Raw genomic sequence first — 25104 nt, 5'->3', positions numbered from 1 at the left:
GCTTTTTTGAGTCTGATTCACGACTGTTTCGAGTGAATATCTTTCAACCTACAACGCTTCAAATTGCGCTTTGGTTATTCCATAGTGAACTCGGTCTTCAAACCCGTCCTCTAGTTTGTAATAATTTTTTTGCGTACCTTCATGTTGGTAACCGCACCGAGCCATTGTTTTATAAGAACCAACATTACCTAAATAACAATCTGCAGTGACTTTGTGCGCATCTAGTTGTGTGAACGCAAGTTGCGTCATAAATTGGCACGCTAATGTCGCGATCCCCTGGCCCCAAGCATGCTCAGATAGTTGATAGCCTACTTCAAAATTCCCCTGTAAAAACATGACTGATGGCAACCCTGTCATCCCCATATAACGCCCTTGTTGATCTCGAATAATCGCCGTTGGATTCTCTGGCCACTCCCCTCTTTCAATAGACTCTTTAGTATTCTCGATGATGGGATTGAAAAAACCGTGATACATTTCCACTGGAGCTGGTGCAAAAAATAGATACTTGGCGACATTGGGATTACCGAGCATAGTCACGATATCTTGAAGATCATCATGAGTAATTAAACGGATAGTAAATTCATCACTTAGCGGGGTGTCTTTCCCTTGTTTAAAGTTTGTAATCGACACTGTTTTTACCTTCTCTTTGAAATTGACAGCATCATAACGAACACGAAGTTACTGCGATTGAACTTTTGCGACATTATGTATAAAGGCGCTCTACTCAAAGTCTCCATAGATATCAATGACCAGATCTCGGGCATTCAAATATCCTGAGGGCGTAACACCGAGTACCTGCTTCATTTGACGAATTAGATGCGGTTGATCACTAAAACCAAACTGGTTGGCTAATTCTGCCCAGTCAGCTTGTTTTGGGTTCTGATATACATGCATAAACAGAGCTTCAAATTTAATAATGATTTGATACTGCTTAATACTCAAACCAACCACTTTCTTAAACGCTCTTTCTAAAGTGCGTTTTGTCGTAAAGCAACGTTCAGACAGAAATTCACTGGTCAATAATCCGTTATTGTCTTCAATTAGCGTTAAGGCTTTTTCCACCAAAACAACCGAACTATCAGACTGTGCTAACTCTATTAACGGTGACAAATCTTGTTCAACTTTGGCTAACAGCTCATCTTTATTAGAATCTACAATTAGCGATTGATAAGAGTTAGGGTGTAATAGCAGCTCTAACCAATCAATATCTAGACACTGATTTATTAATCCTGCTTGAGGCTTATTCAGCTGATACAAAGCGGTAGGTGTAAAACGAATGCCAAGACGCGTTAATGGCGCATGATCATTCAAGGTTAATGTCTGAGTACTTGCCGTGAGGAGGTGCGTTCCGATACCCGAGAAATGATCAGTCTTACTCTTATAATCATAAGATTGCGCACGAGGCGTAACGATATAATGAGCATTTACATTGGGAACAAGCTGAGGCATAGAATCAATTGCATCGTTGGCCGAGACATCCAAATACCATACCCAATCGACTAAGTGCTTTATCGACTCAATTTGATGCTTCCAAGTAATCATACAGACCTCTTTTAATTAGGTTTCATGCTAATCAGCTAAGATTGTACAATAAATCTTTCCACGCCAAATTATTTCATAATTAAGACTAACGGGCGCTCGACTCATCATCTACTCGCATCATGGTCGTCAATTCTTGAAAAATCCAGTTTGTAAATGGTGTATTTCTATCTCGTAAATGACAAAACAACGCACACTCACGGCGGAACGTCTCTTGGTAAAACTCTTTAGGCAGTGGATATGTATCAAATCGGTCAGTGATGAGAGGGGTATTTTTAATCGACATTACGCCAATAGTGTCACTTAAATGAATTAGCTCTAGCATCATACTCGAATCACTTGAACGTACACTGACATTCTTCTCGAGTTTGTGTTTTTTTATCAACATCTCAACTTTAGATGCTTCTATGTAACCGGGAATCACGCTGACACAGAGTGGAAATTTCAATAGCTCTTCAACAACAGGAGCCGTTAAAGGGTGTCCCTTTCGAGTGACGAGCATAAACTTATCGTCTGGTAATGACATTTCAACAACATTCTTGTTTGTCGCTAAGGGCAAGTAACCAACACCCCAGTAATTCCTAGTCTGTTCTAAATTTCGTAAACTATTAGGCTCCCATGGATGGCAAGTCACCGTTAATAAAGGCGCAACAACCGTCAATTTAGCCACGAGGGGTGCCGCTATCGGGGCCATCAATGTAGCGGGAAAAAGGAATGTGATCTCCCCTTTCATTTGTTCTATGCCCCATGGTTCATTCGTCGCATATAGCTGTTCAATTTGGTCAATCAAAGCTGGTATTCTGTCCACTATATCTGTGCACTTTTCCGTTGGCTCTAGCATGTTTTTGTTGCGTACAAATAGCTCATCAGAAAACTGCTCTCGCAATTTTTTTAGCATCAAACTTACTGTTGGTTGACTAATATTCAGCTTTCTTGCTGCGGCTACTGTTTGGCGAGTTTCATATAATACCATCAGCAACCGTAGTAGGTTGTAGTCTTTATTCATAGAAGAAAATCGTTACTTGCCATAAGGTCAGTTTAACTTAAAAAAGCGCGTAGTATTGTGGAGAATAACCACTCAGCATCGCATCAACCATTTTTAACAAACGTGGAAGCGCATAATTAAAAAACTTTTTATACCCATAACACAATGCATTGATATCCTCACCTTTCGAAGTTTTACTTGTCCAGTTCTTTGGACAACCTCCGTGGCACATTGCTAAGAAATCACATTGTTGGCACTCTTGGTTTAGTTGTGTTTTTTTATCGTCACCAAAATGACGCTGTTGTTCACTGTTCACTAAACTTTGAAGTGTAGTGTCACCTAACTCACCTATTTTATATTTTGGGTAAGCAAAGTGATCGCAACTAAAAACATCACCACTGGCTTCCATCATTAGCTGCTGGCCACAAGTTTCACTGTGATGACACATTTGACTAGGTTTACCCATTAATATCATTAAACAGTTTTCAAAAAACTGTACATAGACTTTACCTATATCTTGCTTACACCACTCATCAAAGACATCGCAAAGTAATATCCCCCACTGATCACCTGTCAATGACCAATCATATTCAGAGCGACGATCTAGTTCATGATCTTGGCACGGTTGAAACTGAAGGTATGGACTTCCGTTCTCTTTTAGAAATTGATATATCTTAGCGCCATGTTTATAAGTTCGATTATTGATCACCGTTAGAGTATTGAACTCGACGTTGTGCTCTTTCAGTAGAGAAACACCTCGCATGGTTTTCTCGAAGCTCGATTCCCCTTTGAGATCAATTCGAGCTATATCATTTAGTAAATTAGGTCCATCTATGCTTATCCCCACCATAATATTGTGTTTTTTAAAAAACTCGGCCCAGCGATGGTTAATCAACGTTCCGTTAGTTTGAAACGTGTTAATTATCTCTTTTTTCTCGGCCCAGCGTTGTTGCTGTTTAATGGCTCGTTCATAAAACTCTCTTCCACGTAATAACGGCTCTCCGCCATGCCAAATAAAATCTACTAAGGGTGCGTTAACCGGTTGAGATTCAATATGTTGTTGAACAGCCAAATCGAGTGCATCATCACCCATGACAGGACCACACCCGGATTGATTATCAAGGTAGTAGCAATAGCTACAATCGAGATTGCAGTTTGAACCGACAGGTTTGATCGATAAGCTATAAGGCAAAGGCGTTGTCATAGATGCTCTCATTAAAAGTTGTTTTGAAGTATTGATTCGAAAAGGAAATGCCTGTGATTATTTAGGCTGATATTTTGTATCCACTACGTAAATCGTGCCCCTATAAATAGAGGCACAATATGCTCAAGCGATTATGTGTCTGACTTAATCGATCGTATCGTTACCCATACCAACACCAGTGCCTTTTTGAGCCGGTGGGTAAGCTTTCAATGACCGTTGATACTGATTAATGCTCTTATAAAAATAAGGTAGAACCCATGATTTTTGTTTCATCCAATGATACCAACCTGAAGTATCAGGAGAACGTTCATAAGGATCTGCCTTTATATTGACCAACACACCAAAAGGCCACTCTTTCGCAGGTTCTGTCCAGGTAGTTTTAGTTCTTAAGTGCACTTTCCATTCATCCACACGAACTGCATTCAAGTCACTTTCGTTATAGAAGAAAAATTCACGGCGGTTACTGTCACCTTTACCGGAAAGCATATCTAATTGATTGTATCCATCGATATGAGCGATACGTTCAACACCCTCAATCTCTTTCCCTTCGAGTAACTCTTCTTTGATATTAGGCTCTCCGACTGCTGCCATGATCGTTGGTAACCAATCTTCTGCAGACATTAACCCATCCACATACTCTCCCTTTGGTAGCTTTTCTGGCCAACTAACCAACATAGGTACACGAAAACCACCATCCCATGTCGTGCCCTTTTGCCCACGGAATGAAGCCGCACCAGCGTCAGGCCAATGATCCATATTTACGCCGTTATCGGACGTAAATAAGATAATGGTGTTATCCAATTCTCCAAGAGATTCCAGCTTGCTAAGTAAGACTCCTATTTGGTCATCTACTTCTTTAAGTGCATCATAGTAAGTTGATGTCTGACTCGCGCCTTCATACTCTTTTCTAACATGGGTAATGGTGTGCATTCGAGACGGGCTGAACCACATGAAGTAAGGTTTGTCATCATCTTTGGTTTCATGTTTATCCAACCAATCCGTAGCGAAACCTAAAAACTCTTCATCGATGAGCTTCATTCGCTCTTTACCTAGACTGCCTTTGTCCGTCACTTTTTGCTTACCGACTACGCCAAAACGAGGGTCAACAGTCTCATCAAACTCAACTGTCGCAATAGAGTGAATGACGTTACGAGGCACACCTACAAAATTGGGGTCTTTAGGGAACTCTGGTTGTTCAGGCATTTCCATCACATTGAGGTGATAAAGAAATCCATAATATTCGTCAAATCCATGTACCGTAGGTAAGTGACTATTGTTATCACCTAAATGAGATTTACCGACATGTACTGTGTCATAACCTTTCAGCTTTAGTAGTTCAGCAAGCGTTGGGGTTTCTTTTTTCAACCCTAGTTTTGAACCCGGTTGACCAACAGAAGTTAAGCCTGAACGAAATGGATACTGACCTGTAATAAAGGCGGCTCTCCCCGCAGTAGAGCTACTCTGCGCATAATAGTCACTGACCATAACTCCACGTTTAGCGATACGGTCAATGTTTGGAGTCTTGATCGCTCCCAAACCTCGGTGATACGCTGAGATATCCATAGGAGCAACATCATCTAGCATGATCGTTACAATATTGGGGGCTTTCGCGAGCGCAGGGGAGGCCGCGAATGTTGTGGAAGCAGCAATAGATACCGCAAGAACATTTTTTACAAATTTAGAAGGGGTTTGCATTGAATTTCTCCGTTACTGTACAGAGAAATAATAAAGAATAATTCAATTAAGAAGCGATATAACGACTATTTAGATTACTAATAGCGATTGCTTATATCTATTTAAAATAATCATTAAGCTACCGTTTACATATCAATAAAGACAACTAACATTAGCACTAATAGTTCAATCGTTCTTTCTAGCTTGCGTCAATCTGTAATGCAGAAAGACTGTTTTTCATTCTTCTCAATCTTGTTTAGGAAGAGCCAATACGAATAAAGGGCAGACTCAGATTAAATAAGCCTGCCCCTTTGCGGTGCTACAACCTTTGATTCATTTATTTTATTTCGTTATTAACACCTAGCCAAACGAACGGTTACTTCATAAAGCTTTCCAGCCTTTATTTCCGTAACAATATTATGTTCTAGTCTATTTCCATCAAGCCAAACCTGATCTGTTGTCACGTCATCACAACGAAGATAGTTCACTTCGAAGGTGGCTCCCCTGAACTCGCGCGTTACCGATACCTCATTCCAATGAGAGGGTAGTTTCGGTGAAATAGAAAGCCCTACTTCACACCCTTTTAAACCAAACATCTGTTCGATCACCATGCGATAAAACCATGCGCCTGTGCCGGTATTAAATAGATTACTAGAGCGGCCTGCCTTGCTTGGGTACTGATAGTAGGCACCACGGTAATAATTCGGAATATATACTGGTAGCTGGCCGCGACGATCAAAGCCGTCATCATTATGATCGCTCAGCATTTTACGTAATACAGAGAACCCTCGGTCCGCTTCTTCAATCGCGTATAAACTAGCTGCATAAAACGCGGCCGCATGGTTATAGACCGACCCATTTTCCGCAGAACCCGGCCACTTCTGAGTTACGCGGCCCACATCTTCGCGCATTTGGGTAAATGCTGGTGCATACAGCATTACGCCATAAGGGGTATCAAGCTGATCGTCCACCGATTGGAGCATCTTTTCTTTCTGTTCACTTGTTGGTATTTTGGCTAAGAAGGCCCAACTTTGGGTATTCAAAAAGATACGCCCCTCTTTATCTTCAGGAACGCCAAAAGTGACTCCATCATCGGTAATGCCACGCGCATACCAATTACCTTTCCAAAAATATTCATTGGTCAGTGCTTGTAGCTCAGTGACTGTTTTTTCAAAATTCGCTATTACAGATTGATCATTACGCTTTTCAGAAATCTCTATCCACACTTGTAACGCGTAGCTAAGCGCTTGCGTTAACCATCCAGAAACACCGATGCCTTTTGGCCCTACCATGTTCATAGGATCACACCAATCCCCTTGAGCAATATAAGGCAGACCGCGCTCGTCTCGTGCCGCACATAAATGTGCCATCGCTCGGTTCATGTGCTCTAACACTGTGGCGGTTGACTCGTCATCTTTCCATGGAAGTTGATGGTCCAATATCGACCAATCATTCGTTTCGTTCAGATAGGCCTGTAAAATAATGGCGAGCCAAACCGAATGATCAGTATGAGGTATTTGATTGATGTATTTCAATTCGGCTTCCGGCGTGAGTAAAATACCATCCGGCATTTCACCGTCACTTTTTTGCTGTGCAAACGCCGTTAGTATGACCTTTTTGGTCGCAGAACTATTTACATACGCCATTCCCATACCATCTTGAAGATAGTTTCGCGTCTGTGGATCGGTCGTTAATCGGTTGGTATCACCATGATAATAAACCTGTCTTGGTAGCCAGTGATTAACGAAGTCATCAAAGGTATTGTCTGGTGTATTAACGTTTAAAACACCATTACCTAATTCGATATACTGTCGGTAATTTTCACGCTGTTCATTTAAAGCCGTTCCACTATGCGCTTCCTTAATCGCTGCAATTTCTTTTTTATCAATTGCAGGGCCGAACATTAAGTTCAACTCTTTCGATTGATTTTTTTCAAGCTCGACACAAAATTGCAGTGTACACGCTGGGATCTCATAAATTGCATCACCATTGGTTAAGTTCTTACGCTCGCTTAGTGCGTCAGGGTTATGTAACCCACCTTGCCCTTCAAATGCAGGCTGGCTTAGCTCGTAGTAACTTGGCGTCAAATCTGATGACAGAAACGTAATATCTTTAAGGTGTTTATTCTTTTCGTACTGCTCAAGTTTTTGATAAGGCGTGATCGAGGTGCACACAGCCGCGTTCAATTCATGGTCGAAATGTGCCCCCATATTCATCCATGAAGAGTAACCTACTGGAAAGTAAGGAATAATCGATACACTTCTATTATGGTCATGTAAATTAGTCACCTTCACATTCCAAAGCTCGACCACATGGGTTTCACTTAGCGTTAAAGTCACCTCAATACGAAGACCTATATGCTCAACGTTCCAGCGTATATCGGCAAGTCCCGGTTCAAACTTAAACGAATCTAGCCCAGCCTTCACAGGTGCAAACGGAACAGAAAACAGCTCTCCACTCTCGTCATCTCTCAAGTAGAAAAACCGACCCGGATGGTGTGCAAAATAGGGTTGCTCGGGTTGCATGAAGCTGGTTGCCGCAAGGGCCGGGATATGTGCATATTTCTTGGGTTCTGGGTTCATGTACTGAGCAACGGCATAGCCCTGACAGTTCATATGAATCATCATATGACGATTCCATAGGTATCCTGCTGAATTGGGCAGTTCAGTTGGTGTGGTGAGAGAAAACCGTTTTCCGTTATCGATAAACTTGGACATCAATGAAACCTCTTACGCTTCGTTCGTTTTGGTTTAAAGGTTATTGTGCTTGCCAGCACACGTTCGCCATCACAGCTTTAAAGCTTCCTCGGCTTGCGAATGAGAAAACAGTCTTCAAGTTTGTTAAATCCAAACCACCATAAGAAAAGTGCTGGCAGGGGACCTGAATTTGTACAAATTCTTCAGACTCTTTAATTAGCACTCTATTTAGTACGTATTTGACTGCATTGTCGATATCGTCAGCTGGGTTAGCTAGGGTAACGATCACCTCATCACTCGCAGCTTCTAGTACTTTCAACTCAAATGAAATCACCCCGTTTTGGTATCGGCTAAGATCTTCACCATCGGGGTTAGTCGTTTCAATATACAGAACATTCCCGCCCTCTTTAAAGGTAAGTTCTATCGCATCTTGCTGCTGTTGATAGTTGACCGGATTAGTGGCTAAAGTTGCTAGCTCAATTGAATTATTTCTCGAAACTTCAACGCCAACAGGATTGGTGACATCGGCTACCCTGCATTGGTAATCGCCCATGGTAGCTTGCACACCAAAGATATGGGTTTGCTTTGTAAGGGTTACATCAACACTCATATCTAGTTCAATGTCATCGAGATTTCGTGCTTGCAACTTATTGCTGTAATTCAAGCCATAGCCATATTCGAACAAGGGCACGTGCTCACCGTCAGGGTGTTGTTCATTGGCTGGTAATTGATATTCGGTAATATGCGTCGGGATACGATGAACCGTTGTACTCGATTTCTTGTTTGGCCAGCTAAATGACAGTACACCTTCAAAATCGTAGTTAGGTTCACCATTTTCATCGGCAACCAACACATCAATGATCCCCTGCCCTTCACTGCCCGGTAGAAATGCAGCAATAAATGCATCCGAACGAGCAATCTCTTCATTTAAGTACAAAGGGCGACCACTAAAGAAAATCGAAATAACTTTAACGCCAGCATTGTGAAGCTGAGTGATTTTTTCACAATCTGCAGCGTAACTTCGCTTTAGTTTAGAAAATTCTAGGTTTTGCCACGCTTTGATATCACCCATCATCTCAGCGTAAGGATCTTCGCCAAACACCACAACAGCGGTATCTCCGGCAACAAGCTTTGTCTCCAATTCAGGGTCATAAATAACGTTCTCGCGACCAAGCTGAGCCTCTAACCCCATTTTCACCGTTGTCGCACCAGGGAAGTCACTGAATAAGTTTTCGTCGCCCTGCCAAGTCAGGTTCCAACCACCTGACTGTTTTTGTAGATCGTTGGCTGCGCTTCCCGTTAAGACGATACGTTGATTGCGTTTTAGCGGTAATATCTGTTCTTTATTTTTAAGCAGGACGAGTGATTTTCTTACCGCTTCTCTAGCCACCTGTCGGTGTTCGTCAGCCCCAAGGATTGACTGATTTCCACCGAGTTCTCGCTTTGAAGGTTGTGGCTTATCCCACAAACCAGCACGCATTTTCACTCGTAATATGCGCGACACTGCGTCGTTAATTCGAGATGTTGGAATCACGCCACAATCAATATCGGCTAAGGTCTTGTGGTATACCGCCTGCCAATGCTGACGAACCGGTATCATCAAAATATCGTTACCTGCATTGATCGCATAACTCGCATCTTCATCACTGCATTTGCTTATTTCAGAGTGACCATTCCAGTCTGTAACAACAAACCCATCAAAGCCCATTTGCTCTTTAAGTACATCCGTTAATAAGTATTTACTGCCATGAATTTTGTTGTTGTAAGATCCAGATGTCGCGGTATCGTGATCGTAGTTATTGCCATCATCCCAACTGTTAAAAGATGACATCACCACCTGAGCACCTGCATTTAAACCGCTAAAGTAGCCCATTGCGTGAATGTTCCTAAGCAAATCTTCACTGTAGCTATTAATCCCACGGTCTATACCTGATAACGTACCGCCATCACCAACCCAATGTTTTACATTAGAAATGACATGGTGATCGTCTTTCAATTCTTCACTATTACCTTGTAGGCCTTTTACCATCTCACCTGCATACGCATAAGTAATTTCGGGATCTTCAGAGTAACCTTCATAAACACGGCCCCAGCGGAGGTCACGCGGCGTGGCAACAGTTGGCGCAAACGTCCAATCAAGACCCGTTGCAGCTATTTCAAGTGCAGTAATCCGGCCAATTGCCCGAATTAGTTCGGGGTCTCGCGCGCAGCCTAAGCCAATATTGTGAGGAAATACGGTTGATGAAAAAACATTGTTATGCCCATGAACAGCATCTGTCGCCCAGACAAAAGGGATACGAAATGGTCGATCTATAAATGCCTGTTCAGTGGCAAGCCAATACGCATCGGCCTTCTCTGCCCATTCGATTGCAGTTGCGTGCTTATTACCGTTCGGCCATGAACCTCCACCATTTAAAATAGATCCGATCTTATATTGGATAACCTCCTCGGAAGTGATCTCTCTAAGCTCGGGTTGTATCATCTGACCGACCTTTTCTTCATTGGTCATCAAGTCAACAATAGAGGCAATCTCAGCTTCCATCTCTGGCTCTACAGAAAATTCTGATTGGACTTTAGGCCAACTAGAGAAATACGGTGTCTGGAATTGGGTCGTCATAATAAAAAATCCATTTGTGACTTCTAAACAGGAAATGTGCGAAATACACTTGATGGGATTAGTTTAAAATTCTAGAATTTCCAATTCTACCAAAATAGCGACAATAAAGAGGAATATTGCGACATGGTGACCACTTACCAGCTCAAGTCACACCAGAAACATAAACACATTCAATTTGCTTATGATCATGGCTACCACGACCATGACTTTGCACCTCATAAGCACGATTTTTCAGAGTTGTTTATCGTTTTTGATGGTTCTGGAAAGCACCAAGTTGCCGGGCATGTATACCCATTAAATAAAGGAGATGTGTTTGTAATCAATGGGGAAGTAGAGCACGGATTTAAAGATGTGAACAATCTACGAATTATTAATCTAATGTTTGATTCAAAAGCACCGCTATTTGAATCCCCTCAACTAAAACTGTTGCCAGGCTATCAAGCACTATTTAACGTTGAGCCTATTGCTAGGCAAACTAGTGAGTACCAAGCAAAGCTCACTCTGGATCTCGTTCAGTTAGCTCGGATAGAAGAACTACTTAATCAAATAGATTTCGAATACAACAACGCACCCAATGGGTTTGAACTCATGCTCTCTTCGCTTATGCAACAGTTAGTGATTAACCTTTCCAGAACTTATCAAGGAGGCTCACAAGACAATAATCAGCAAACACTAGCACTGAGCCGTGCGCTTGTTCATATAGAACAGCACTTTTCTAGCACTCAGCTGAACAGCGAAGCCATCGGAAAAGCTGCTTTTATTAGTAAACGACAGGTAGAGCGGTTGTTTCGTCAGTTCTTCCAGACCTCACCTAATCAATACATTCGGGAGGTTCAACTTAAACATGCAGCGAGGTTGCTTAAGGATGATATGAACTTGTCTATCCAAGCTATATCAGAACAGTGCGGATTTTCGGACAGCAATTATTTCTCTAAGTGCTTTAAAAGCCAATACGGCTCAAGCCCAAGACAGTTTCGTTAAGGCATTTTATAGCAGACATAAAAAAGGCCGCCAATGGCGACCTTTCATTTATTCGTAATAAGCTTACGACATTAACGTCTAATTAAAGAGCGATAACGTTGCTAGCTTGAAGACCTTTTTGGCCTTGCTCTACTTCGAAAGACACTTTTTGGCCTTCGTTAAGAGTTTTGAAACCTTCAGATGCGATAGCACGGAAATGTACGAATACGTCTGCGCCGCCGTTATCTTGAGTTAGGAAACCGAAACCTTTAGTTTCGTTGAACCATTTTACAGTACCAGTAATTGAGTTAGACATGTGATGTCCCTTATTTATTTATATTTAAGAAAAAGTTCAACATTAACAGTATGTTAATGTGTTGAATTATATCATGTTACGCTAAAATAAAAGGGAAACGCCTAGCTACAAAAACGTGGTTCTAGTAGTGGAAGTTTTACTTGTACTTGATGCTGCATTTAATAACTCTCTGAACAACTGCGGAATATAATAACGTCTGAAATCGTTATGTACAGTACTTTTTTTAATTTTTATTAAATTTTCAACATTAACAGTCGTATACAGATACCAATTTGTATCTAGCACGTCTTTTGAAAGCCAAATTGATTAGAAATGAGCCTTGTTAACCTCTTTGTTAATACCAAAACACAAGCCCCTACTGATGCAGATCACATAAATTACGCAACAGAAACCATCCAGCACATAGATTTGAGATGTATATCCCACTAATGGTTTTCATTGATTTGTAAAATGTCTGCAAATTTTGTGCATGGAGCTTTCTATGAAAGAAGTGGATTTTCGAACGATTGATCGTCTGTTTATTAAAATGTCGATCAACGACAAAATGTGGGTGGTCTTTGCCCTTTTCTTAACAACCCTAACGTGTATTGCGGGGGCTCGCTATTATTACACCATCGATCAATTTGAAGCACAGTCTATTATGGCAGCGGAATACAAACTGACTGGCATTCTAGCTTCTGACAATATTGATACCTCTTCTATTCGCGGCCTTTCAACGACATCTAGAATGAGTGAATCTCATTATAACAATGGCGTCGTGACGGTTAACGGCCAACATAAATCCGGTACCACCTATCAGCTAACAGAAAACTTTTCTACCGGATACAACACCATGCTCAGCTCAGCTAGAGGCTCTTTTGCTCTTAGCTACCTTTGGGTTTTACCTTTTGCTCTTTTCGTTTATTGGGTGGCGACATTTATTGGTGGTGCGCTATGGGTATTGTATTCAACAACCGAAAAGATATCAGAAGGTGATCTAACCTCTCGTCTTGGGTTTCACGCAGGCCGGGATGAATTCGGAACGATTGGTTGCGCGCTGGATAACGCAATGGACACCCTTTCTCAACTGGTTGATACGGTAAAAAGTAACTCAACTAAGCTTGGGGAGACATCAAGTTCTTTCGAGCGTGAAATGAAAGAGAGTGAAGCACAGATTAATAATCAATATTCATCACTTGATTCTGTTGCTACTGCTATGGAACAAATGACGGCATCGGCACAAGAAGTCGCTTCGATTGCCAACCAAGCGACTCAGCAAACCGAGCAAGACAGCGCTCAGGTTAACGAGAGTCGATCTCGCGTTGAAAAAGCAATCCAGCAGATCGTTCAACTGTCTGATTATATTTCACAGGCTTCTAGCTCAGCAGCAACGCTCAACGATAACACAGCGCAAATTAGTGATGTCGTGACCACTATTAACGGTATTTCCGAGCAGACCAACTTACTGGCACTTAATGCAGCGATTGAAGCAGCACGAGCGGGTGAACAAGGCCGAGGTTTTGCAGTCGTTGCCGATGAAGTTCGCACCCTTGCTAGCCGTACACAAGCAGCAACCGTTGAAATTCAAGCCATGATTGAAAAGCTGCAAAATGAGAGTCAAAGTATCGCGTCAATTACGGAACAAACAGTAAATCAAGCTCAAAACAGCCGAGATATAATCACAAACATTGGTGATGACATTAATTTCATCGCTGATTCGGCGAGAAACATAAATGATATGAGTGTTCAAATTTCCACATCCGCGCTTGAGCAAAGTTCAGTCGCCAACGATATAGCCAGTGAATTGTCCGATATTAGAACCCAATCGAATACCCTTAAGGGCGTTGCTGAGCAATCTTTATCAGGGGTCGCAAATCTTACGGAGTCTTCCCGTGAATTGGGGAAAGTGTTAACGCGTTATCGTACTTAATTAAACTACGTCTTAGACGTTATGAGCCGAGGCCCAAAATGAGAATGTAACTCTCATATAGCCCAAAGGCTCCCTAGAACTTTCGAAAATGAAAGAACTAGGGAGCCTTTGTCATTTTGATTAGGGACTAATGAACCAGTGAAGCAACAGAGCGACCTAATTTAGACTCACGATATCCAAAGCTGTAAATCCATCAGTATTTTTCACACCGATTAATTGAGGAAACTGGTCAGCAATCCATTCATACGTCTCATACATTTCGCCATAAGCCGCATAGTGAAGCATCGTGTCCCCTTCCAAATCTTGACTCATTGGCGACACTCCTGCCTGAATACCCAATTCAATTAACTCTCTCTTCCCTTCAGACGACGCATACATAAGGATGGTTTGTTTGAGATCGTCTAGCTCGTTAAGCGATGCGCCATGACCAACCAATTGTTTAATCAACTTCAAGTTTCCAGAGTCAACAGCATACCAGATCGGATACCCACCTTCAGGGTCGATGCCATTTATATCTGCCCCTTTACTTATTAGTAAGTTAATCACTTCTGACTGTTCAGATTCGACAGCCAATATCAGTGGTGTATAACCATCAATATCTGGCCTTGAGGGATCCAAATCAAAATTCAATAATGCTTTCACAATGTTTTCATCACCATACATGATGGCATCTGTTAATGAAGAGCTGTCTATATTATATCCAGCCTCTTGAATCATCTGGACATTCTTTGCTCTAGGACTAAAAGCGTGTTGCCATCCGTAAGCAATGACCATCAATAACGCAATGGTGGTCAGTAATCTATTAATCGTTTCTAAAGCAGAATTAAACATACATACTTTCCTAGTCGGCAAAAGCCTGATTATTGTTAACAACAAAGCAGTGATAAATTATTCACAAGACCGCTTCATTCGTCAAACATATAACAATTATTAATCAGTTACTTTATAAAAGATCACCGTTGAAGAGAAAACTTGATCGATAAATTATAAGGGCGTATATTCAATCGTAATTCGACGATTAACTATGAGCTATTTATGACGACTGCCTGTTCTAACACTAATTCGGCTGCATTTTCTGCTACAGAGCAAGAGTTAGCTCAAGAAAATAACTTTGCTGCTTTATCAAAAGCACTCTCTCACCCTGCTCGTGTCAGAATTTTAAAGATACTGCTCACGTTGGACAACTTAGGTGGCTGCTTAAATAGTGATTTAGTATCCGAATTGGGACTTGCTCAATCAACAGTATCAGAGCACCTGCGCATTCTAAAACAAGCGGAATTTATTACCGCAGAACCTAACCCGCCTAGAATGTGTTATCGAGTTAATCGCGAGAAAATAGATACTTACTCAGCATTGTTTTCTGGAATTTTTAACTAATAAACAACTAGGTTTGATATTGGAAGATAACCATTCTTAAGAGAATCTCTATCTTCCTTTTTAGCAATCCGCCAATCGTTAATCGACGATATTCGAATTGATTTTATTGTTAATAATGTAGGTTAATTTATGACTAAACAAATAGAAGCTATCCCTAAACTTGGCTTTTTGGATCGCTACCTAACTCTATGGATATTCGTCGCGATGGCAGTGGGTGTCGCCCTTGGCGTAGCTTTCCCGCAGGTAGAGCAACTAAACGAAGCAATGTCCGTCGGTACTACCAACATCCCATTAGCAATCGGTCTAATTTTGATGATGTACCCTCCCCTTGCAAAGGTAGATTACCGCCTGCTTGGTAAAGTCACAAAAGACAAACACGCGATTACCCTGTCGTTAATCATGAACTGGATCGTTGGCCCAGTTCTAATGTTTATATTGGCACTGACGTTTCTGGGTGATCATCCTGGATATATGGTGGGAATTATCCTTATAGGGCTAGCTCGCTGCATCGCGATGGTACTGGTGTGGAATGACATTGGTGGAGGTAATAAAGAGTACGGAGCCGCGTTGGTTGCATTAAACAGCGTATTCCAAATCTTTACTTATAGTTTCATGGCATGGCTGTTTATCACTGTGCTACCACCTGTGTTTGGGTATGAAAGCATGGTCGTCGATATATCGATACTCGACATAGCTCATAGCGTATTAATCTACCTTGGTATTCCCTTCTTACTGGGCTTTCTTAGCCGTGAATTACTGGTACGCCTCAAAGGTGAGGAGTGGTACAACGATGTCTTTATTCCCCGTATTTCCCCTATTACATTGATAGCTCTGCTGGGTACGATCGTGCTTATGTTTAGCCTAAAAGGTGAAATGATCGTCGAGTTGCCGATGGATGTGGTTCGAATAGCTATCCCTCTTACTCTCTATTTCGTAATCATGTTTTTTACCAGCTTTTTTATCGGTAAACGAATGGGGATTCCTTACGACAAAAACACATCCATTGCTTACACCGCAACGGGCAACAACTTTGAACTCGCTATCGCGGTTTCTATCGCAGTTTTTGGCATCAGTTCAGATCAAGCATTTGCTGGTGTGATTGGTCCTCTCATTGAAGTCCCTGTGCTAATAGCTTTAATTAACGTATCGCTGAAATTAAAAGAACGTTATTCGAATAAAGAGCCTGCGGGAATCTTGAACTAGCATTTATGACTGCTGATTTTTAATTTTAGAGCCACTTATACAAGTTGGCTCTAATTTCCATTCAATCGGCTTTTAAGTCTCTTCATATAAGATCTCGCTAAATTAGCTATAAAGGCACTTAAACTTACAAAAACTACGGCTTTTCACTCATTTTAATAACTATTTGTGACAAACGTAACTGCAACTTTTCAACTCATTATCAGTTACTTATAGATAGTGAGACTTCTGCCACGTATTTATCCACTATTCCTATCTGAATAAATATTTCCACCCCTCAAAAGTAGCGGATCTCAGAATTGATACTAAACTCAATGAATAACTATAATTTAACGTCAGTACAAATTGAGGTGCTTTGCTTTGGTAAGGCATGATCATGTAGGCTAGTTTTACGGTGATAAAAATGAAAAGAAAATCGTTTAGTCAATTTCAGTATTTCCCTATTATTGCTATTGCCCTCTCTATGTTAGTCGGTATCCACTTTTACAAAAAAACCTTAGATGATTGGCTAACCCATATTGTCAGTGATTATATGTTTGGACTGGTCGACGATGTGGCAAAGCAAATTCAAACCGATCAAATCGATCTTTATGAAATGAGCCCCACTGAAATAAACAACTATCTCCAGACGTTGTCGCAATCCAAGTTCGGACGACGGTTTACTATCATCCACAGCAGTGGGAAAGTACTTGCCGACACAACACTCAATGCACGTGAAATAGCGAAAATGGACGATCACCGAACACGAGTTGAAATAGCCACAGCTTTCGAAGGTAAAAGTGGTATGAATAAATATTTCAGCCCAGATCTTCATCAAGAGCTTCTTTACGTTGCTAAACCGCTCAATTTATCTCAAGAAACAAATCACACCAACGATAGTGATCATGGGCACGACGCAAGATATGTCCTGCGGTTAGCCATGCCAATGACAACTCTTTACGCCATGGCTTCCGAATTAGAAATCATCGTTTATGCATTATTAGGTGGCAGCTTATTAGTTCTTATTCTTTCCTCTTGGATCAGTAACAGAAGAATATTGACGTTGATTAACCAAGAGCGAGATAAGCAAGAATCTCGCATTCGGAAAAGCACCGAAGAGATTGAACTCCTGCAAAGGCTGGCGCATATGTTGGCCGCTTGTAACAGCATCAGTGAAGCTCAAACCGTAGTCGCTGACATAATTCCTCGGATCCTAGGGAATATAAACGGGTGTGTTTCCATTATGCGAGATTCTCGAAATCAATTAGAAATCAAACTTGATTGGGGTGGAGAATGGCCAGCTAATAAAGTTTATGCTCCTAATGATTGCTGGGCTCTACGCAAAGGGAAGTATCATTTGTCTGCCGATGAGCACCACCATCTTCCATGTACCCATATGAGCAGTTGTGAAGATGACGGGCTTACGCTTTGTATTCCTTTAACAGCTCACGGCAACACTGTTGGCATGTATCACCTGCACTTTGGTGAAAAGTTAATTGACGATGAGACCAAACAGTTGGCATTTACCATTGCAGAACACTTAGGTTTGGCCTTAGCGAATTTAAGCCTACAAGAAAAACTGCGTTCTCAAGCGTTGAGTGATCCTCTTACAGGGCTGTTTAACCGTCGTTACTTTGAAGAAGTCTTCGAAAACGAATGGTCAAAATCGAACTCAAGCCAAGAGCCTTTGTCTCTTCTTATGCTTGATTTGGACCACTTTAAACGCTTTAACGATAACTTCGGCCACGATGCTGGGGACTATGTTTTAAAAGAAGTCTCTAACTTATTGAAACGAGTTATTGATGAAGAACATGTCGCTTGTCGTCTAGGCGGAGAAGAACTAGCGGTCATTAGTCCAAATTGTGGTATTCAAGAATCAACCAAGCTTGCTGAAGCCATCGTTAAAGAGATACGAGAGCTTCACTTAGAAATGAAAGGGCTATCGCTCGGGCAACTCGGTGTGTCTATCGGCGTAACGACTTACCCTCACCTAAAAGCATCTACTGTTGATCTTATTAAAGCCGCGGATACTGCGCTGTATAAAGCGAAAAACAATGGTCGTAGCCAAGCTATTCACACCCATCAAGATGCTGACATCTTGGTTGATATCACCAAAATAGACCCTATCAAAAATACTGCCCCAGTCGACAGTAAAGAAGAGTCTGAAGATTTAGATGCCGTAGAGAATATCTAACCTATTATCGCTCTAGTGACTAGAGCGATAAACCAACAATACGTGCTCCTTTCATTTAGTCATTCGCTAGTGAAAAGTATGGTTATTCACCATAAAACTCCGTCCCTCACTCCTTTATTGATAGATCAATCAATACATGCTCTACCTTTAGTTAATTGAACTTTTAACTACAAAATTATCGCGCTATGAGCCGAGTTTCCGTTCCTACGCGTGTGACAAGTGATCTATCCACCGTTGTGGGGATAATAATATGAAATTACTTTTAAAGACTTTAATACTTCTCTTGGGTATTTTGGTGTCGACCAACACTTACGCTCTATTGTGCTATTCAGACTTTGATTTTGATGGGTTTGGTGACGAAAATAGCGTGATTAACACTGACCAAGACACATGTGATCATTTAGGCGGTGGATGGATTGAATATGGTGGTGACTGTGATGATAATGACTACCGTATTCACCCTGACGCAAATGACATTGTTGGCGATGGCATCGATCAAAACTGTGACAGTTATGATGCTTGTTACGTCGATGCAGATGACGATGGATATGCCTCTGACTCAATGGCAGTGGTTAACGAAACTTTAAGCTGTAGTGACACTGGCTATTCAGATGGTTCTGCCTTAGGCGACTGTAACGATGGCGACAATTCAATTTACCCTCATGCATCAGAAATTTATTACGACGGAATAGACCAAAACTGTGATGGCGCTGATGCAGCAGACGCCGATGGTGATGGTTTTGATAGTGATATCGTCGGTGGCACTGATTGTGATGATAGCAACCCTAGTATTAATCCCAATATGATTGAAATCGTTGGAAACGGCATTGATGATAACTGTAATGGCATGGCGGACGATGTAACAGGTAGCTCTGATTCTGACGCGGATGGTTATTCAGATTTAGAAGAAGGCTACCCAAGTGTAGATACTGACAGTGATGGCACTCCAGATTATTTGGACGCAGACAGTGACAACGATACTGTTGCCGACATCGATGAGTTGAATGCCGACAGTGACAATAATGGAGATGTTAATCGTATTGACCCTGACGACGACGGGGACGGTATCTTTACGAATATCGAAGAAGATACTGGTGGGAGCGATACGGACGGCGATGGACTAGCAGATTACTTGGATCTAGACAGTGATAATGATGGATTAGCCGACGAAGAGGAAGACGTAAACGGGGATGGAACTGTAGGTCCAAATGAAACCGACCGAGTAAATAGAGATACTGATTCTGATGGCCTGCTAGACGGCATTGAAACTGGAAACGGCGGTGACTACGACCCAACTTCAACCACCAACCCATTGGATGATGATACCGATAACGATGGCGTATTAGACGGTAATGAAGATGTGAACCAAAACGGGAACGTGGATGGTGGTGAGACCGACCCTAATCTCATCGATTCTGATATCGACGGTTTACAAGATGGACTGGAGCTAGGATTAAACACTCCGCAAGGAAGTGATACCGACTTCAATATTTTCATTCCTGATGCTGACATATCAACCGTCACTGACCCTCTTAATGAAGATACTGATGGTGACGGTATGTTAGACGGTGTCGAAGATGCGAATTCAAATGGACAGGTAGACAGTGGTGAAACTGACCCTAACTTAGCGGGTAACCCACCACCGCCTCCTCCGCCAGAAACAGATACCTGTCTGGATGATATCGCTACTGCAACAGCGTTAGAACGTGATTATCAAACAATATTAAGACAAGTGAAACGAAACTGTACCCATAAAAATAGGGATACTTCGCAGTGCTCGAGCGCTCTTAATGAATTAACTGCGACTTCAAATGCACTTAATGAGGCTACAACTATAGTGAGTGAAAATTGTAATCAATAGACTAAACAACAAAGAGAATCTCTAGTGCACTGAGACTTTAAGTGTACTAGAGATTTTATATCTACAATCAAGACGGTGGCATATGGCTTATTCAGCCAAATTTTCTTAAGCGACTTACGATTACTTATCTATACCGATTTTAGCTTTCGTTGATGCTCTGATTTTTGCCCCTCAAGATCGTTAAATAGCAATTCTTGACTCTCCCACTGTTCAACAAAACGCTCGACAGTCAATGGTTTTGATAGCAGATAACCTTGGGCACTTTGGCAGCCCAACTTTGTCACGTATCTCAATTGATGTTCGGTTTCGATACCCTCTGCAACCATGTTTAAATTATACAACTTAGCCACATCAACCATGATATCGACCAGCGGACGGTCACCATTCTTTCCGTTTCCACTATCTTCTAACGCATCAACAAACATCTTATCAATTTTTAATGTATTGATTGGATAGTCGATCAACTGACTGAATGCCGTATACCCTGTGCCAAAATCATCAAGAGACAGCTTCACACCGATGTTATGTAACTCGGTAAGTATTTCTAAGTTCTTGTATTCACCAGGTACGAAGCATGTCTCTGTAATTTCAAGTTCAACACGTTGAGGCGGAACATTGTATCGTTTAATTAGCTCTACAACCTTCGGCACAAACTCCTGATTCTTCAACTGCCATGATGAAAAATTGATCGACATTACCCCATCGAAGTTAATATTCTCCATCCATAACGATAACTGTTTTATTGCAGCTTCCATCACCCAATAATCAATTTCTTTTATCACTCCAGATCGTTCAGCGATAGGGATAAACTCATCGGGACCATAGTGGGATAACTCTGACAATGTGCTTCTTAAAAGAGCTTCGCAGCCAATAATTTTCCTCGTTTGGCAATGATAGATAGGCATATACACGAGATAGAATGCATTTTCATTTAAAGACAGCTTCAAGCTAGAATTAATATACTCATAGCGTTCCACCTCATCCCCAAGTTCCGTCGTATAAATTTGCAGTACGCTTTTTTCTGATTTTTTAGCTTTATACATCGCTATATCTGCATTACGCATCAGCCCTTCCACATCAATCGCATCATCAGGGTATATCGAAGCACCAATACTAATGCCAATATCAAATACAACGTCATCAATTTCATACCCTCCTTGAAATAAATTGATTATTTCATTAGATATTGTCTCAATGTCTCTCATACCCCGGACGTTCTGAATAATAATAGCAAACTCATCACCCGATATTCGCGCCAAAAGGCGTTTATCATCCTCTCCATAAGGTATTTTATACGAATCTAATATGTTGATTAAGTCACTCGATATTGACTTTAATATCTCATCACCTACTCGATGGCCAAATCGGTCATTCACCACTTTAAATTTATCTATATCAAAATAAAGTACAGCAAAGCGGTCATTAGAGATAACATTTGTATTAAGTGTACTGTTTAAAAATAAGTTAAACTGATTTCGATTCGCAAGCTCAGTTAAAGTATCATATTTAGCTTGAGCTTCCAGACTTTCAATTAGATCAAGGTATTTATTTGCAAGGGTAGAAACTTCATCATCATCGCTAGAACGCTTTATTGTCATTACGCCACCCGGCGTTGATAATTCTACCTGCTGTGTCAGATCCACAATGGGCCCAATCACGCCTTTTTCTATTAGTACTTTTAGGAACATATATGAGAGTAATGTCACTAGCGATACAATAATCGTAAAAATGACCTTATAAGGACGATAAAAATCATTTAGCTTTTCGTTGGGTAGCGATATTGTAATATGAAAAAGATCGGAGGTTAGTGAGAATCCATACCTGCTTTCGTCTGTACTCTGCCTATCAATATGTTGGTTTTTATAGATAGTACGAGAAGGACCTAATGACGATAATTTCAATTCAATATTACTCTTTAGCGCTGAATCTTGTAAAGATAACGACCCTTCATTCGGATTAAGCAAAACGGTAAATATCGCAGCATATAGTCTATGTGTTTTAGAAACGTTTGTACTAGGAATAGGAACGTCTGGTGAAAATATTTTCACCAATAAAATTTCGTCTCTTTTCGACTCCAAAGTATGATAATGATACATACTAGTATCAATCTTGGTCAGTCCTTGGTCTTTTAACTCACTGCTAACACTTTCAAAAAACTCACTAAAACCTTCAGGTAATTCAATAGACGCAAAGGGATCTTTCGTATCATAGATAAACAGCTCATTTCCCGCTAAATCAACTAACGAAAATTGAGTCACAGAACCAAAGCTGGGGTCTAAGCTCGTTATATACTTTGTTAACCTACTATTTGAATATGAACTGTGTTTACTCACACTTAATGAGTTTAGATACCCGTTAATTGCATCACTATCTAAAAATAGGTTACTCAGTGTCTCTAGTGCATTGATGGATTTATTTAACGTTCCCGCTACATGTTTTAATTCATATTTAATCTTCAAATCCAATACAGATTCTAATTGTTGTTTTTGAGCAAAATAAGTTATATAGCCAGTCATTGAAAATATCAATATCATAACAGGGAGTATAATTATATTAAGCTTAAGTGAAAGCTGCATAAATAACCCTACTTGTCTGATGATAGTATATTGATAATATTGGCCCTTATCTGTTGTGATTTTTCATCTATTACATCATAACTGTAATTCTTAGTTTTTTCTGTAACCTTCGGGAATAGCTCACTATCCTTTAGATAGTCGCTCTCAGCTAACTTCAACGCTTTACTGTTTGTTGTTGCAAACCATATACTTTGAGCGTTATTGATGGCATTTTGTGGTTTATTTATAAAGTTTAAGAATGATCTTGTAGCCTCGTTAATCGGTCTATCCACATGACTGGAAAAACACTCATACCACATTAACGTCCCTTCAGTGGGAATCACATACTCCCAATCATCTTGATTCGTTGCAATGCTTATTTGTTCTTTTTCACCAGAATAAAACACCGACACATTCATGGAAGAATCAGCACCTTTGTCCATTGCATAGCCGAGCGTGTTTCTAAATGCGAGTAAGCTACCTACGACTCCATCCAACAATTGATACGCTTCCTTTAGCTCGTTTTCACTCGTACTCATAGGATGATACCCAAGTGCCATCAAAGCAATTCCGGCAGTATCCAGATCCTCATCTGGCATAACGACTGTATTTGGATTCTCTTTTGCGTAGTCAAAAACATCCATCCAAGAATTAAATGTTTTATCCACTTTTGATCCTCTATACCCAATACCAATCGATCCAAACGAATATGGAACACCATAATCTTTGCACGCCGCCACCGAGTCTTTTGAAAAATTACCTTCTGCTAGAGAACGATCTACTCTACTCAACACACCTTCTTCGCTCAATTGCTGAAGTGTATAGCCATCAATAATAAAAAGATCATATGCTTTTGCTTTGCCTGAATAGACAACCTGATCGCGTAACGCTTCGCTTTCAAAATAGACTTGTTTGAGGGTATGCCCGGTTTGTTGTTCAAATTCGCTGATTAACTCTGAAGAAAAGTACTCTTCCCAGGTAAGTAGACGTATCTCATCAGCAAATAGAGGGACACAAATTATCCAGCCTAAAGCGACAGCTAGTATTTTAGTTACGTTCATAAATACACTCTCAAATCCATCTGACATTTGTTTTTATTGTTCTTCTAATACTTAGCTAACTATAGACCATGAGTGTGGCATTGCTTAATACGTACGCTAAGCTTACACGTGGAATGAAACTATTTTCTTGATATGCTATCGCGATAATTTCAAATCGATATGGCTAGCGGGCTCTACAGGCTCTTTAAATGGGCAATTTAAGCGATTGTAACCCACTGATATTACGGCGTTTAATTATGTGGAAATATAGCAATAAGCGGTGTTAGTCTTAGCCCATCTTCGGTACACCATTCCAAAAGAGGGAATATGACTCATACAGATCTGACTTATCACCAGCACGATTTTTCTCACCAAGACTTGCAGGGCCAAACCTTTAAACAGTGTCGATTTTTTAATTGTAGTTTTGATCGCGCAGATTTGAGAGATGCAAAATTTTTAGAGTGTCGCTTCATTGAACCCAAAGCACTGGAAGGATGTAGCTTCCAATACGCCAACTTAAAAGACGCCAGTTTTGACAATTGTATGCTGACCATGTGCCAATTCAGCGGCGCTGATTGCTTTGGCATTGAACTGCGTAAATGTGATTTAAAGGGAGCAAATTTCCAACAAGCTAACTTTATTAATCGAATCAGTAACGCAGCTTTTTTTTCATCGGCCTATATTACGGGCTGTAACCTAACCTACAGTAATTTCGAGCGTGCATTACTAGAGAAATGCGAATTGTTTGAAAACCGCTGGAATGGGGCTAACTTATCGGGCGCAAGCCTAAAAGGGTCTGATTTATCACGAGGAGAATTTAGCCCAGAACAATGGGGAACGTTTGGCATGGAGCAATGCGACTTAACTCATGTTGAATTGGAAGGGCTCGATATTCGCCGCGTTTCTATGTATGGCGTGAAGGTGTGTGACTGGCAGCAAGCACAGTTGCTCGAACCATTTGGGCTCATTGTAATGTAGTCTCATAAAGTTTGGCGGAC

Annotated in this window: 18 protein-coding genes; 7 read left to right on the top strand and 11 right to left on the bottom strand. The window is 41.0% G+C overall.

All coding sequences use genetic code 11. The features are described from left to right. Positions 1 to 48: 48 nt before the first annotated feature. The 7 genes from L4D20_RS02890 to L4D20_RS02860 form a co-directional block, all read right to left on the bottom strand. Positions 49 to 630 carry a GNAT family N-acetyltransferase gene (locus L4D20_RS02890; protein WP_428800049.1) on the bottom strand — a complete coding sequence of 194 codons (582 nt, stop codon included), beginning with the start codon at positions 628 to 630 and terminating at the stop codon, positions 49 to 51. 90 nt (positions 631 to 720) lie between these two features. After that, positions 721 to 1542 carry an AraC family transcriptional regulator gene (locus L4D20_RS02885; protein WP_428800048.1) on the bottom strand — a complete coding sequence of 274 codons (822 nt, stop codon included), beginning with the start codon at positions 1540 to 1542 and terminating at the stop codon, positions 721 to 723. 85 nt (positions 1543 to 1627) lie between these two features. Next, positions 1628 to 2545 (bottom strand): LysR family transcriptional regulator, encoded by a 918-nt coding sequence (locus L4D20_RS02880; protein ID WP_428800047.1) that lies wholly within the window; start codon positions 2543 to 2545, stop codon positions 1628 to 1630. Positions 2546 to 2582: 37 nt separating this feature from the next. Further along, a complete protein-coding gene (locus L4D20_RS02875) occupies positions 2583 to 3728 on the bottom strand; it encodes an anaerobic sulfatase maturase (protein WP_428800046.1) in 1146 nt (381 codons plus the stop codon). A 144-nt stretch (positions 3729 to 3872) separates the two neighbouring features. Beyond that, complete coding sequence (locus L4D20_RS02870) at positions 3873 to 5423, bottom strand: sulfatase-like hydrolase/transferase (RefSeq protein WP_428800045.1); 1551 nt, start codon at positions 5421 to 5423, stop codon at positions 3873 to 3875. A gap of 332 nt (positions 5424 to 5755) precedes the next feature. Next, positions 5756 to 8119: a GH36-type glycosyl hydrolase domain-containing protein gene (locus tag L4D20_RS02865; RefSeq protein WP_428800044.1), complete on the bottom strand. Its 2364-nt coding sequence runs from the start codon at positions 8117 to 8119 to the stop codon at positions 5756 to 5758. A gap of 40 nt (positions 8120 to 8159) precedes the next feature. After that, positions 8160 to 10715 (bottom strand): glycoside hydrolase family 3 protein, encoded by a 2556-nt coding sequence (locus L4D20_RS02860; RefSeq protein WP_428800043.1) that lies wholly within the window; start codon positions 10713 to 10715, stop codon positions 8160 to 8162. Positions 10716 to 10838: 123 nt separating this feature from the next. On the opposite strand from L4D20_RS02860, the gene L4D20_RS02855 reads away from it, so the two are divergent. Then, the gene (locus tag L4D20_RS02855; protein WP_428800042.1) at positions 10839 to 11696 is read left to right on the top strand and encodes an AraC family transcriptional regulator; all 858 of its coding nucleotides are present in this window, start codon (positions 10839 to 10841) and stop codon (positions 11694 to 11696) included. An 82-nt stretch (positions 11697 to 11778) separates the two neighbouring features. On the opposite strand, the gene cspE is transcribed toward L4D20_RS02855, so the two are convergent. Beyond that, on the bottom strand, positions 11779 to 11991 hold the full coding sequence (gene cspE, locus L4D20_RS02850) for a transcription antiterminator/RNA stability regulator CspE (RefSeq protein ID WP_120032071.1): 213 nt from the start codon (positions 11989 to 11991) through the stop codon (positions 11779 to 11781). A gap of 481 nt (positions 11992 to 12472) precedes the next feature. Between cspE and L4D20_RS02845 the strand changes: the two genes are divergently transcribed. Next, positions 12473 to 13900 (top strand): methyl-accepting chemotaxis protein, encoded by a 1428-nt coding sequence (locus tag L4D20_RS02845; RefSeq protein ID WP_428800041.1) that lies wholly within the window; start codon positions 12473 to 12475, stop codon positions 13898 to 13900. A gap of 156 nt (positions 13901 to 14056) precedes the next feature. On the opposite strand, the gene L4D20_RS02840 is transcribed toward L4D20_RS02845, so the two are convergent. Then, positions 14057 to 14731, bottom strand: coding sequence for an ankyrin repeat domain-containing protein (locus tag L4D20_RS02840; protein ID WP_428800040.1), 675 nt, complete (start codon positions 14729 to 14731; stop codon positions 14057 to 14059). 204 nt (positions 14732 to 14935) lie between these two features. Here L4D20_RS02840 and L4D20_RS02835 point away from each other — a divergent pair, with 204 nt between their 5' ends. From L4D20_RS02835 to L4D20_RS02820, 4 genes are all read left to right on the top strand, one after another. Further along, entirely contained in the window at positions 14936 to 15277 is a 342-nt protein-coding gene (locus L4D20_RS02835; RefSeq protein WP_428800039.1) for an ArsR/SmtB family transcription factor, read from the top strand. Between the two features lie 129 nt (positions 15278 to 15406). Further along, positions 15407 to 16480 carry an ACR3 family arsenite efflux transporter gene (gene arsB, locus L4D20_RS02830; protein WP_428800038.1) on the top strand — a complete coding sequence of 358 codons (1074 nt, stop codon included), beginning with the start codon at positions 15407 to 15409 and terminating at the stop codon, positions 16478 to 16480. Between the two features lie 400 nt (positions 16481 to 16880). After that, positions 16881 to 18650: a sensor domain-containing diguanylate cyclase gene (locus L4D20_RS02825; RefSeq protein WP_428800037.1), complete on the top strand. Its 1770-nt coding sequence runs from the start codon at positions 16881 to 16883 to the stop codon at positions 18648 to 18650. A gap of 250 nt (positions 18651 to 18900) precedes the next feature. After that, entirely contained in the window at positions 18901 to 20511 is a 1611-nt protein-coding gene (locus L4D20_RS02820) for a MopE-related protein (RefSeq protein WP_428800036.1), read from the top strand. Positions 20512 to 20639: 128 nt separating this feature from the next. Here the strand turns inward: L4D20_RS02820 and L4D20_RS02815 are convergent, their stop codons facing one another. Both L4D20_RS02815 and L4D20_RS02810 read right to left on the bottom strand, forming a co-directional pair. Then, entirely contained in the window at positions 20640 to 23087 is a 2448-nt protein-coding gene (locus tag L4D20_RS02815; protein ID WP_428800035.1) for a putative bifunctional diguanylate cyclase/phosphodiesterase, read from the bottom strand. An 8-nt stretch (positions 23088 to 23095) separates the two neighbouring features. After that, positions 23096 to 24127, bottom strand: a complete 1032-nt coding sequence (locus L4D20_RS02810; RefSeq protein ID WP_428800034.1) for an extracellular solute-binding protein — start codon at positions 24125 to 24127, stop codon at positions 23096 to 23098. A 306-nt stretch (positions 24128 to 24433) separates the two neighbouring features. On the opposite strand from L4D20_RS02810, the gene L4D20_RS02805 reads away from it, so the two are divergent. Next, positions 24434 to 25084 (top strand): Qnr family pentapeptide repeat protein, encoded by a 651-nt coding sequence (locus L4D20_RS02805; protein ID WP_428800033.1) that lies wholly within the window; start codon positions 24434 to 24436, stop codon positions 25082 to 25084. Positions 25085 to 25104: the final 20 nt, after the last annotated feature.

Source organism: Vibrio kyushuensis, assembly GCF_050337325.1.
In the GTDB taxonomy this organism is placed as follows: Bacteria; Pseudomonadota; Gammaproteobacteria; order Enterobacterales; family Vibrionaceae; genus Vibrio; species Vibrio kyushuensis.
This window is presented reverse-complemented; position numbering and strand designations above follow the sequence as displayed.

Bases quoted from the DNA above. Each gene is read 5' to 3' on its own strand.
- L4D20_RS02885 (WP_428800048.1), bottom strand. From the start codon at position 1,542: ATGATTACTTGGAAGCATCAAATTGAGTCGATAAAGCACTTAGTCGAT.
- L4D20_RS02880 (WP_428800047.1), bottom strand. From the start codon at position 2,545: ATGAATAAAGACTACAACCTACTACGGTTGCTGATGGTATTATATGAA.
- L4D20_RS02875 (WP_428800046.1), bottom strand. From the start codon at position 3,728: ATGACAACGCCTTTGCCTTATAGCTTATCGATCAAACCTGTCGGTTCA.
- L4D20_RS02870 (WP_428800045.1), bottom strand. From the start codon at position 5,423: ATGCAAACCCCTTCTAAATTTGTAAAAAATGTTCTTGCGGTATCTATT.
- L4D20_RS02865 (WP_428800044.1), bottom strand. From the start codon at position 8,119: ATGTCCAAGTTTATCGATAACGGAAAACGGTTTTCTCTCACCACACCA.
- L4D20_RS02860 (WP_428800043.1), bottom strand. From the start codon at position 10,715: ATGACGACCCAATTCCAGACACCGTATTTCTCTAGTTGGCCTAAAGTC.
- L4D20_RS02855 (WP_428800042.1), top strand. From the start codon at position 10,839: ATGGTGACCACTTACCAGCTCAAGTCACACCAGAAACATAAACACATT.
- cspE (WP_120032071.1), bottom strand. From the start codon at position 11,991: ATGTCTAACTCAATTACTGGTACTGTAAAATGGTTCAACGAAACTAAA.
- L4D20_RS02845 (WP_428800041.1), top strand. From the start codon at position 12,473: ATGAAAGAAGTGGATTTTCGAACGATTGATCGTCTGTTTATTAAAATG.
- L4D20_RS02840 (WP_428800040.1), bottom strand. From the start codon at position 14,731: ATGTTTAATTCTGCTTTAGAAACGATTAATAGATTACTGACCACCATT.
- L4D20_RS02835 (WP_428800039.1), top strand. From the start codon at position 14,936: ATGACGACTGCCTGTTCTAACACTAATTCGGCTGCATTTTCTGCTACA.
- arsB (WP_428800038.1), top strand. From the start codon at position 15,407: ATGACTAAACAAATAGAAGCTATCCCTAAACTTGGCTTTTTGGATCGC.
- L4D20_RS02825 (WP_428800037.1), top strand. From the start codon at position 16,881: ATGAAAAGAAAATCGTTTAGTCAATTTCAGTATTTCCCTATTATTGCT.
- L4D20_RS02820 (WP_428800036.1), top strand. From the start codon at position 18,901: ATGAAATTACTTTTAAAGACTTTAATACTTCTCTTGGGTATTTTGGTG.
- L4D20_RS02815 (WP_428800035.1), bottom strand. From the start codon at position 23,087: ATGCAGCTTTCACTTAAGCTTAATATAATTATACTCCCTGTTATGATA.
- L4D20_RS02810 (WP_428800034.1), bottom strand. From the start codon at position 24,127: ATGAACGTAACTAAAATACTAGCTGTCGCTTTAGGCTGGATAATTTGT.
- L4D20_RS02805 (WP_428800033.1), top strand. From the start codon at position 24,434: ATGACTCATACAGATCTGACTTATCACCAGCACGATTTTTCTCACCAA.